The following is a 9,995-nucleotide window of genomic DNA, read 5'->3' on the forward strand; positions in this document are numbered from 1 at the left end:
CTTCGTCGTACACCTTCAGTCATGGGACTCTCCTGAAAAAGAACCTAGAAGGTGTAAACCTTATTCAGGACGGGTCAGACACTAATAAAAAGCCGGGTTTATACCCGGCTTTTTATTGCCTGCAGGTTCGCTGAAACGGCTAGATCGAGCAACCTGGGCTATTCAGTTCGATGCGCTTGAAGCTCGCTCCTGGAGTCACAGCGGTAATCGCCTGTAATTGGTCGAGGCGCAAGCGGTGCCTATCGTCAGTGCTTCTGACGATAAGAAACTCTTGTTTATCTGCGCTTGTTTCGGTAGTCAGTGCCTGGCCTTCAAGTGTCCCGCCATCAGTCAGTTCAATTACCAGATCGTAACGATGTAGACAGGCAACCTCTAACAGATCATACAGGTCACAGGCCAGCGGCTGATAAGGCGTTGAATGCATTGCATACTCTCCTGTTAAGCCATCAATCAGGTAGGCCTACCGATTGATTTATATAGAGTATATCAATCGCTTGGCAGAATAGTGGCCAAGTGATATCTTCATCGCGCCCAGCAGGGCACCCAAGCTTTCGTTATGGGGTATGTCCATTCTAAACGTGTTAGATAAGTTTTGAAGATGGATTTTCTAAGCAATTAATATGGATGCTTCAATGAACGCTCGTGTCAGCCATGGTTCAGAAACTAATAGCGATGAAATTGATTTATTCGCCCTGATTAATAGCTTGTGGTTACAGCGTTGGCTAATTGTCAGTGTCATGGCGTTGGTTACCATTGTTGCTGGAACCTACGCGTTGCTGGCAACGCCTTATTATCAGACACAAAGTGTACTCAAGCCCACCTCGCTGAAAAGTTTCGATCAGCTCAATCTTACCGGCGTTTATAAGGTTGATAGAGATCAAGTACTCAAGCGTATTGGTATCTCGCTTGAGTCCTATTCAACCCGCTATGCGTTTTTTCACGATCACGCAGCGCTTTTCCAGGCGCTAGAGCAGCCAGGGATGACTGTCGAGCAAGCGTTCGAGCGGTTGAACGCGTCGGCATTCAATATTTTAAAGCCTGACGCAAAGAAAGCCGATTCATTATCTAACTATGTCGGTTTGAGTTTTGTTTATCCCGAGGGTGTTGATGGGCCTGCAGTTGTGAATGGCTTGATCACTTATGCCGTCGAGCAAGAGCGCACGCGTATTGCCGCCGAAATTGATACGCTTGTGGCTAATCGCCTGAATAAGCTTAAAAGCCAGATTGCGGCTGCCCGTATCGGCTATGAAGCAGACAAACAATCAAAAATAGCCGAGCTACTGGAGGCTGACAGCGTTAAGCGTGCCAACCTCCTGGATGAGCTCGCAGGCTTACGTCAGCAGCTTAAGTTACGCCGTCAAAACCGCATTATGCAGTTGACCGAGGCGATTATGATCGCCGAACAGTTGAATATACATAAGCCAGCAACACCCTCGTCTATGCGTGATCTTGGCGAGCCAGCTGCAAGTAATTTGATCCGTACAGAAGTGACCAATCAGCAAATCCCTCTCTATTTCATGGGTACTGAAGCCTTGGGTGCAGAGCGTAAAGCCTTAAGAGCGCGTACCTCTGATGACTTTACTGACGCGAAAGTCGGCGAGTTAGAGAAGCAGCTGCGGATGCTGCGCAGTAACCGAGAAGTCGAAGCATTGCGTCAGCGCGCCAATGATGATTTGTTCCTGGATAAGTTGGCCAAGTGGGAAGAGGAGATATCCTATTTGCAGGAGCTCAAGCCTGATTTGCTGTTGCTGGAGCTTGTCGATGTCGACCAGCCTGCTGTTAGCCCGCTTTCACCAATTAAACCGAAGAAGTTGTTGATAGTTGTTTTGGGCTTAGTGCTAGGGCTGATGTTGGGCGTGTTCATCGCCTTGGTTCGCTCGATGATGACGCGCCTAAAGCCACTTTCTCTGACGATATTGAATCAGCTGCCAGTCGAGCATGCGGGGCACAAGTTAGTGCAGTAATGACGCTGGCGCTAGTTTGCAGCTGTACTCAACTCAGGGTGCAAGTGTCGGATTAAAGCGGGATGGCAGGCATTAAAAAGCCGAGCAGTGCTCGGCTTTTTGGTGCTGATCTATATCCGTTGAATGGGCTCGTGGTTTAGTTGCCTTTAACGGTTTTGCCGGCCACGGTGCCTTCTTCGAGCATGATCTGGTATTCCTTGCCATCTTTCTCAATCTGGTTCAGAGCAACCAGCAAATAATCCCAGTCTTTAGCAAACCACAGAGTGGTTTTGCGCTTGCTTTGAGTTGGGTCGCGTACCCGCTCCACCTTGATTGCGTCTATCTTGCCGACCTTGGTGGCCACAGCTTCTTCGCCGAGCACTCGGAAATCATAGGTTTCGATTTCATCACCATCGACCACTTGGTAGCTCATGCTTTTCTTGCCAGCAGCCACGTCGTGTTGCAAAACCATTTGATAGGTTGATTTGTCCAACAAGCCACGGTTCAGCGGGATGCGCACAGCGGTTCCGCGATCATCGCCAATGACCTGCTTGGCTGACCAGTCAAAGTCTTGCTCGACTGATTTGCCTTTGCCCAGGCCGCCGCGTTCATATTTGTAGCTCAGGGGCATGAACGCATTGTCTTCGATGCGGAAGGTACTGGTTTCGGTGAGGCTGGCGACCAGCATCGACGCTTCGAAGTTTAACTCCCAGCGGCCATCACCCAAATCAGTCAGATTACGTTCTGCTGAACCGCTGACAGGGAGTTGTTTCCAGTCTGCGGTGTAGCTTGCGGTAAAGGGTTTGATCTCGTCTGCGAAGACGGGAGCGCTAATCAGCGCAAGTGCGAACAGTAAGGCCCGACGCATGTTATCTCCTAGGTCCGGAAAATATAGCCAGTACTCGCGAGTGGCTTACCATCAAGCATCACGCCTTGCGAGCTAAGGTGCAAGCGTTGATCGGCAAACCAGTGTACAGCTAGCGGGTAGATCTGGTGTTCCAGCTGATGAACTCGCTCGGCGAGGCTCGCCGCTGAGTCGTCTGCATTCACTGGGACTACTGCTTGTACGACCAATGGTCCGCCATCGAGTTCCTCTGTCACGAAGTGCACGCTACAGCCGTGCTCCGTGTCTTTAGCGTCCAGAGCTCGTTGATGGGTGTGTAGGCCTTTGTATTTCGGTAGCAACGAGGGGTGGATATTCAACAGTCGTCCTGCATAGTGCCGCACGAAGTCGGCACTGAGGATGCGCATAAAGCCCGCCAGTACCACCAAGTGAGGAGCGTGGGCGTCAATTGCTTCAATCAACGCCGCATCAAACGACTCGCGACTGTCGTACTGGCGATGATCCAGCGCGGTTGTCGCGATTCCAGCGGCTTTGGCGCGCTCAAGTCCGTAAGCGTCTACGCGATTTGAAATCACCGCGCAGATGCGTGCTGAGCTAGTTGAGTCGAGGCTGTCGATAATGGCTTGCAAGTTGCTCCCAGAACCTGAGAGCAACACGACTACGTTGCAAGGCGTCGACATTAGTGGCTTTTCAAATTGTTGAGAACCACTGGGTCGGCGTTTTCTGCGGCATCTGCAATTTGACCGATTACCCAAGGCTGTTCGCCCGAAGCAGTCAGGTTGCTCAGAGTGGCTTCAACGTCATCCTGTGCAACACAGATAACCATGCCAACACCGCAGTTGAGTACCCGGTGCATTTCGTTTTCTTCAACGTTGCCTTTCCCTTGCAGCCAGTCGAAAACAGCTGGGCGCTGCCAGCTGGCAACATCAACGATAGCTTGTGCGCCTTTTGGCAGAACCCGGGGAATATTGTCGAGCAGACCGCCGCCGGTGATGTGCGCCATGGCTTTAACTGCGCCGGTATCTTTGATCAGCTTGAGCAACGGCTTAACGTAGATGCGTGTCGGAGCCATCAGCAGATCGGTTAGCGGTTTGCCATCGAGTTGAGTATTTTCGATGTCGGCGCCAGATACTTCGATGATCTTGCGGATCAATGAGTAGCCATTTGAGTGCGGGCCGGAAGACGGCAGGGCGATTAAAGCATCACCGGCGCAGACTTTGCTGCCGTCGATGATTTCAGCTTTCTCGACCACGCCCACGCAGAAGCCTGCCAGGTCGTAGTCTTCGCCTTCATACATGCCCGGCATTTCAGCGGTTTCACCGCCAACCAGCGAGCAGCCCGCCAATTCACAGCCTGCGCCAATGCCGGTGACCACTTGCGTGGCGACATCGACGTTAAGTTTGCCGGTGGCGTAGTAGTCGAGGAAGAACAGCGGTTCGGCACCGCAAACAATCAGGTCGTTGACGCACATGGCGACCAGGTCTTGGCCAATGCTGTCATGCTTGTTGAGGTTCAGCGCCAAACGCAGTTTGGTGCCGACCCCATCGGTGCCCGAAACCAATACAGGCTGTTTGTAGCCAGCCGGGATTTCACAAAGAGCGCCAAAGCCGCCCAAGCCACCCATGACTTCCGGACGAGCGGTGCGCTTGGCGACACCTTTGATGCGTTCAACCAGGGCTTCGCCTGCGTCGATGTCTACACCTGCGTCCTTGTAGCTGATGGAAGGTTGCTTGCTCATGGGTACAGGCCTTTAAGGAAAATTCGGATGAGTACCGGCGTTATATGGACCGGGCTGCGAGGCGCGCGATTTTATCAGGCTTGCCAGGCAGCGACCACCCACGAAGTGCTATGGTTGCCGGGGGACGAGCGGCTGTTTAAGGTATAGCCTGTCTAATGCGGTGTTTTAACCGTTCCCAAGCCCGTCGAGAACCTAATTAATGCGCCTGATCGCTCGTTTGCTCACCTTGTCATTACCCCTGCTGTTTAGCTTGCCGAGCCTGGCAGCAACGGTTTCTGACCTCTATGAAGTCCGTGAAGCAGGTGCTAGTCAGCAGCCTGATCAACGCAATGCCGAATTGGGACGTGCGCTGGACACGCTGGTCTTGCGCCTGACCGGCAAGGCCAATGGTTCTAAAAATCCGGACTTGGCCGAAACTTATAAAGATCCGCAACAAATTGTTACTCAGTATGGTTTCGAGGGCGACAGCATCGTTGTCAGTTTCGATCCAGCAAGCACTGATCGCGCGCTGCGCCAGGCAGGTCTGCCGATCTGGAGTGCTAATCGTCCCGCCGTGATGACCTGGTGGCTGAACGAGGACATTAACGGTAGTAGTTTGGTCGGTGATGGTCTTGCCAGCGCAGAGCCGTTGAATCGTGCAGCGCAGCATCGCGGTCTGCCGTTGCGTTTGCCCTTGGCTGATCTCAGCGAGCAATTGGTGGGCACTGCAGAAAATCTGAGTGCGCAGTCACCGGATGAATTGCGTAGCGCATCTGAGCGTTATGCAGCTGATGCGCTGTTGGCCGTGCAGGCAAGTGAGAATGACGGTGCCTGGAACGCCGATTGGCGTCTTTGGATCGGTAACGATGATTTCAAAGGCAGTGCACAGGGTGCTGATCAGGCAGCCGTTGCTGATTCGGTGATGATGGCCGTGAGTGAGTTGCTGGCCAAGCGTTATGTCGCAGCTGCAGGATCTTCAACTGATCTGACCCTTGAAATAGAAGGCGCTGGTTTAGCGCAATATGCTGAAATTCAGCAGCTACTTGAGCCTTTCGACTCAAGCTTCAGCAAAGTCGACAACGGCCGCTTGGTATTCAAGGTTAAAGCCAACGCTGAACAACTGCGTTCGCAGTTAGCACTTGCTCAATTGCAAGAAGTGCCAGCCACTGCTGATCCTGAGCCTGTAGTTGTCGCCGGTGAGCAAGACTCGCCTGATTCAGGTGCGAGCGCCGATGGCACGGGCGAAAGCACCGCACCGCAACCTCCAGCGCCGCAAAGCAATGTACCCAAGGCCAACGTGTTGCGTTTCCGCTGGTAAACACACTGCACGGTAATTGATTGCCCGAGCAACCACTGACAGAAACAGTGGTTGCTTTTTAGTGCCACCTACAACGACAAACTGAGGATTTAGGGATGAAGGCTTTGCCACGCTGGTATTTGATTGTCGGTTTTGTATTGTTGGCGTGGTTGCTCTATCTGCTGGGGCCAATGTTGTCGCCCTTTGTGGTCGGGGCTGTGCTGGCCTATATGGGTGATCCGCTAGTGGATCGGCTGGAGCGGCTGAAGGTTTCACGGACCTGGGGCGTGATCATTGTCTTTGCTATTTTCAGCCTGGTCTTGACTATTTTGCTGGTGGTATTAGTTCCGCTACTCGGCAAGCAGTTGGTGCGTTTGTACGAATTAGTGCCGCAGATGATTGACTGGACGCAGCATGTTGCGCTGCCTTGGGTGCAGGCGAAGTTTGGTCTCAATGATAATTTCTGGCGCCTTGATCAGCTCAAAGGCGCGCTCTCGGACAATCTGGGGAAAACCACTGATATTGCCAGCATGGTGCTTAAGAAAGTCACCGCTTCAGGCATGGCCTTGGTTGGCTGGGTGGCAAACCTGTTGCTGATTCCAGTGGTTAGTTTTTATCTGATGCGCGACTGGGATTTGATGGTAGACAAAATTCGCTCAATGTTGCCGCGCCAAAACGAAGAAACCATTGTTCAATTGATGGGCGAATGCCATGAAGTGATTGGCGCCTTTATGCGCGGGCAGCTATTGGTGATGCTGGCGCTTGGCGTTATGTACTCCACGGGTTTGATGGTGATCGGTCTTGAGCTTGGCTTGCTGATAGGGGTATTCGCAGGCTTGGCCAGTATCGTTCCGTACTTGGGCGTATTCGTCGGTATTTCATCAGCGTTGATCGCTGGGCTCTTCCAGTTTGGCCTTGATCCCTATCCATTGCTGGCCATTGCAGCCGTGTTTATCGTAGGGCAAATGCTTGAAGGCATGCTGTTGACGCCATGGTTGGTGGGGGACCGCATTGGCCTGCATCCAGTCGCGGTAATCTTCGCAATCATGGCTGGCGGCCAACTGTTTGGTTTCGCTGGCGTTCTATTGGCCTTGCCTGTTGCTGCTGTAATCATGGTTTTGCTACGCCATGCCCATGATTTTTATAAACAATCTGGTACCTATAATAATGGCGAAGTAATTGATTGAGTTTAATCAGAGGCCATAAAGAGAGTGAGGACTGCTCAAAATAATACACGGCAAATTGATAACGTCTTCATCACTGGATCATTGCGATACACTGCACCCATAATGTTTTGGCACTCAAGCGTTATCTATTAACCAAAAGGATTTGGTATGAGTCGGAAGATGATCGGCATTGGAGCACCAACCACGACGGGCGGACGAGTACTAGAAGGTAACTCCGGTATTAGTATCGATGGCTCTTTCGAAACGTCATCAATAGGGCATTTAGCGAGTTGCCCGGCATGCAGTGCAGGCAAAGGGCCAATAGTTGCTGTCGGTCCTCGAACAGTCAGTTTGCCAGCCGGCCCGGTTGCACTGGAAGGCGACTATGTTGCTTGTGGCTGCCCATCTCAATCAAACAAAGTACTATCAAGTCAATCAACTGTTTATGGCGGTGCAGAATCTAAAGCTGCACCATTCCAACCAATAGCCCCACTCTATAATCAAACAAAGTCGATCAACAAGATCTACATGTCATACGGACAAGAGCAAATACCTGTAAGTTCTGCCTCTAGATTTTATACTGATATAAGTATTCATATTAAAACATCAGGGTACGCAGCAGGAGAAACCGTCTCAGCGACCATAATCGAGCCTATTTCACGCACTCTAACCGGCACGGTTGGTGATGACGGAGTAGCAACAATACCGCTATTTCTTGAGCAAGAAACACTCGACATGGAGGGAAGCATCTAATGACTTCTTTAGTCGTACAAGCTGGACCGGAATCCACATCTATCGAGATTCGCAGACCTCGCTTTAGTAGCCTATGGAATGCTTATGCCGCGGTGGGGAATAAAAGTTCTTTAGATGTATACACCCTCGTTGGTGGAGGTGTAGAAGCGGCGAGAGCAGAGAATCCTGCTGCATACGCCAACGCTTGCGCTTTAAGAATGAGTTGGGGGCTTAATCATGGCGGATTCAGAATACCTAAAGGAACTATTATTCAGAACAAGCCTATTTACAGGCTGGCTGGAAAAGACGGGCTTCCATATATATTAAAAGTTGCAGACATAATCGAATTTTTGAAATTCAACTGGGGAGAGCCAGACCAAACGTTGAAATCACAAGAAAGTGCATTACTTAATGGCAAAAAAGGCATCATTGTAATGACAGTTTCAGGATGGTCTGATGCAACAGGGCATGTAACTCTCTGGGATGGAAGCACGACCGGAGACTCAAGCGACTACCATCGCCTGGATAGCCATACCTACGAAAATCCAAACATAAAACTCATAAAAATTGACTACTGGGAGCTCAAAGGATGAAGCGCTTTGTTTATTATATTTTAGTTTATCTATTGATGCCTGGTAATCTAGCACTCGCTGACAGCGATATCGATGATGCCCGAATTCAACTAAAGAACTATGGACTGGCTAACTGTATTGTTGGGCAATTCAAAAGCGACTCAGATGTAAAATCCGACATCAACCTGGCTATCGGGGCATACTCGCCAATGGGGGCAGGCAAGTACATTATTGAGCAAAATGAAGACACCTTAGAAATAATATACAACCCCTACATTGAAACAAAAAAATTTGTATTAAGTGCCTATAAAAAAACACGTTCCATTTTCAAATCTTCTGGTGACCAAAATGTTTTCCATTCGTGCCTTCAAATCTACAACTCTGATGAGTTTGACCAGTTCATAAAAGCACAGGATAAGTACCTATCCCATGCCCCAGCCTAAGTAACTCGACCCTTTCTTTAGAGTAAAACCATAATGAGAAGCAGAATTATCAGGGAAAACGCAAGGGCCGCTCCTGTGGGTAAGTAATCACGTTCAGCTTCTCGTGAGTAATTCACTATGGTTTCTATATGAATCAAAGGTGTTGAGGCAGGCAACGTTTTAGTTTCTCTGTCAGTAAGATCTTGGGTTAATGGCAATGTGAAAACGGGCAGAGCCAGTGGGTTGGCCTCGAGAGTCTATGTGTCGAAAACGAAGCGCCATTGTGTGCAAATTCGAGCGGGTCATCAGGCCTAAGCCCTTGAATTGAGCAGCAAAATGCATCAATGACACAGCCCGCCGAAGACTATAAACTTTCATCACTTTATGGAGAGCCTCCAGCTAGCGCTTTAGAAGAGCCGCAAAACTCAGTATGAAACCGATCCAGCTGCCTTTAGGTGTGCGTCTGCGTGATGACGCCACATTTGCCAACTTTTATCCCGGAGCCAATGCTGCGGCGCTGGGCTATGTTGAGCGCCTGTGTGACGTTGATGCTGGCTGGACGGAGAGTCTTATCTATCTGTGGGGCGCGAATGGAGTAGGGCGCAGCCACTTGATGCAAGCGGCCTGCCTCAAGTTTGAGCAGCGCGACGAACTGGCGGTGTATTTGCCCTTGGCTGATGTAGCCATTCATGGCATTGCCTTGCTCGATAATCTGGAGCGTTGTGAGCTGGTCTGTCTGGACGATCTTGAAGCCGTTGCCGGCCAACCCATCTGGGAAGAGGCGTTGTTTCATTTGTTCAACCGATTGCGCGACAGCGGCCGCAAGTTGTTGCTATCGGCCAATACATCGCCGCGTGAGTTGAAGATCAAACTCCCTGATTTGAAGTCGCGCCTGACCCTGGCGTTGGTGTTTCAGCTACAGGGCTTATCCGATGAAGATAAATTGCGCGCTCTGCAACTACGCGCCTCGCGCCGTGGCCTGCACATGAGTGAAGAGGTCGGACGCTTTATCCTGACCCGAGGCGAGCGCAGCATGAACTCGCTGTTTGATCTGCTTGAGCAACTGGATCAAGCATCGCTGCAAGCTCAGCGCAAGTTGACCATTCCCTTTCTAAAAGAAACCCTCGGCTGGTAAAAATCTGTTTTGAAGCGACTGCGCTTGGTGATACTGCGTTGAATGGCTACCTGAAAATGCTCACTTACAAGAGTAAGCTCCGCGTTTCAAGCAGCCCTTCGCCTTGTCTGACCTGCGCTCGTTGCGCTTGAAAGTCAGATTTTAAGTTTGGGTTAGAGGTGAAAAAA

11 protein-coding genes are annotated in these 9,995 nt (G+C 50.7%); 7 read left to right on the top strand and 4 right to left on the bottom strand.

The genetic code is table 11. The annotated features are described in order from the left end of the window. Window positions 1–139: 139 nt before the first annotated feature. Entirely contained in the window at window positions 140–424 is a 285-nt protein-coding gene (locus ACN0UH_RS15895) for a Rho-binding antiterminator (RefSeq protein ID WP_417662972.1), read from the bottom strand. Window positions 425–632: 208 nt separating this feature from the next. Between ACN0UH_RS15895 and ACN0UH_RS15900 the strand changes: the two genes are divergently transcribed. Then, window positions 633–1,964, top strand: a complete 1,332-nt coding sequence (locus tag ACN0UH_RS15900; RefSeq protein WP_417662973.1) for a Wzz/FepE/Etk N-terminal domain-containing protein — start codon at window positions 633–635, stop codon at window positions 1,962–1,964. Between the two features lie 136 nt (window positions 1,965–2,100). On the opposite strand, the gene ACN0UH_RS15905 is transcribed toward ACN0UH_RS15900, so the two are convergent. Genes ACN0UH_RS15905 through purM form a run of 3 tightly spaced genes read right to left on the bottom strand, consistent with a single transcriptional unit; the run spans window position 2,101 to window position 4,525 of the window. Beyond that, on the bottom strand, window positions 2,101–2,811 hold the full coding sequence (locus ACN0UH_RS15905) for a DUF3108 domain-containing protein (protein ID WP_417662974.1): 711 nt from the start codon (window positions 2,809–2,811) through the stop codon (window positions 2,101–2,103). 8 nt (window positions 2,812–2,819) lie between these two features. Further along, a complete protein-coding gene (gene purN / locus ACN0UH_RS15910; RefSeq protein ID WP_417662975.1) occupies window positions 2,820–3,467 on the bottom strand; it encodes a phosphoribosylglycinamide formyltransferase in 648 nt (215 codons plus the stop codon). Continuing rightward, entirely contained in the window at window positions 3,467–4,525 is a 1,059-nt protein-coding gene (purM, locus tag ACN0UH_RS15915; RefSeq protein ID WP_417662976.1) for a phosphoribosylformylglycinamidine cyclo-ligase, read from the bottom strand. Before purM ends, purN begins: the two co-directional genes overlap by 1 nt. A 199-nt stretch (window positions 4,526–4,724) precedes the next feature. Between purM and ACN0UH_RS15920 the strand changes: the two genes are divergently transcribed. The 6 genes from ACN0UH_RS15920 to hda all read left to right on the top strand — a co-directional run bounded on the left by ACN0UH_RS15920 (window position 4,725) and on the right by hda (window position 9,828). Continuing rightward, window positions 4,725–5,822 (top strand): DUF2066 domain-containing protein, encoded by a 1,098-nt coding sequence (locus ACN0UH_RS15920; protein WP_417662977.1) that lies wholly within the window; start codon window positions 4,725–4,727, stop codon window positions 5,820–5,822. 95 nt (window positions 5,823–5,917) lie between these two features. Next, a complete protein-coding gene (locus ACN0UH_RS15925; RefSeq protein ID WP_417662978.1) occupies window positions 5,918–6,988 on the top strand; it encodes an AI-2E family transporter in 1,071 nt (356 codons plus the stop codon). Between the two features lie 147 nt (window positions 6,989–7,135). Then, entirely contained in the window at window positions 7,136–7,720 is a 585-nt protein-coding gene (locus ACN0UH_RS15930; RefSeq protein WP_417662979.1) for a PAAR domain-containing protein, read from the top strand. Continuing rightward, entirely contained in the window at window positions 7,720–8,292 is a 573-nt protein-coding gene (locus ACN0UH_RS15935; RefSeq protein ID WP_417662980.1) for a type VI secretion system amidase effector protein Tae4, read from the top strand. The genes ACN0UH_RS15930 and ACN0UH_RS15935 overlap by 1 nt, the downstream gene beginning before the upstream one ends. Continuing rightward, the gene (locus tag ACN0UH_RS15940; protein WP_417662981.1) at window positions 8,289–8,714 is read left to right on the top strand and encodes a hypothetical protein; all 426 of its coding nucleotides are present in this window, start codon (window positions 8,289–8,291) and stop codon (window positions 8,712–8,714) included. Before ACN0UH_RS15935 ends, ACN0UH_RS15940 begins: the two co-directional genes overlap by 4 nt. Window positions 8,715–9,123: 409 nt before the next feature. Continuing rightward, window positions 9,124–9,828, top strand: a complete 705-nt coding sequence (gene hda, locus ACN0UH_RS15945) for a DnaA regulatory inactivator Hda (RefSeq protein ID WP_417662982.1) — start codon at window positions 9,124–9,126, stop codon at window positions 9,826–9,828. Window positions 9,829–9,995 lie beyond the last annotated feature (167 nt).

This window comes from Pseudomonas sp., from assembly GCF_048265905.1.
Classification (GTDB): domain Bacteria; phylum Pseudomonadota; class Gammaproteobacteria; order Pseudomonadales; family Pseudomonadaceae; genus Aquipseudomonas.

Bases quoted from the DNA above. Each gene is read 5' to 3' on its own strand.
- ACN0UH_RS15895 (WP_417662972.1), bottom strand. From the start codon at position 424: ATGCATTCAACGCCTTATCAGCCGCTGGCCTGTGACCTGTATGATCTG.
- ACN0UH_RS15900 (WP_417662973.1), top strand. From the start codon at position 633: ATGAACGCTCGTGTCAGCCATGGTTCAGAAACTAATAGCGATGAAATT.
- ACN0UH_RS15905 (WP_417662974.1), bottom strand. From the start codon at position 2,811: ATGCGTCGGGCCTTACTGTTCGCACTTGCGCTGATTAGCGCTCCCGTC.
- purN (WP_417662975.1), bottom strand. From the start codon at position 3,467: ATGTCGACGCCTTGCAACGTAGTCGTGTTGCTCTCAGGTTCTGGGAGC.
- purM (WP_417662976.1), bottom strand. From the start codon at position 4,525: ATGAGCAAGCAACCTTCCATCAGCTACAAGGACGCAGGTGTAGACATC.
- ACN0UH_RS15920 (WP_417662977.1), top strand. From the start codon at position 4,725: ATGCGCCTGATCGCTCGTTTGCTCACCTTGTCATTACCCCTGCTGTTT.
- ACN0UH_RS15925 (WP_417662978.1), top strand. From the start codon at position 5,918: ATGAAGGCTTTGCCACGCTGGTATTTGATTGTCGGTTTTGTATTGTTG.
- ACN0UH_RS15930 (WP_417662979.1), top strand. From the start codon at position 7,136: ATGAGTCGGAAGATGATCGGCATTGGAGCACCAACCACGACGGGCGGA.
- ACN0UH_RS15935 (WP_417662980.1), top strand. From the start codon at position 7,720: ATGACTTCTTTAGTCGTACAAGCTGGACCGGAATCCACATCTATCGAG.
- ACN0UH_RS15940 (WP_417662981.1), top strand. From the start codon at position 8,289: ATGAAGCGCTTTGTTTATTATATTTTAGTTTATCTATTGATGCCTGGT.
- hda (WP_417662982.1), top strand. From the start codon at position 9,124: ATGAAACCGATCCAGCTGCCTTTAGGTGTGCGTCTGCGTGATGACGCC.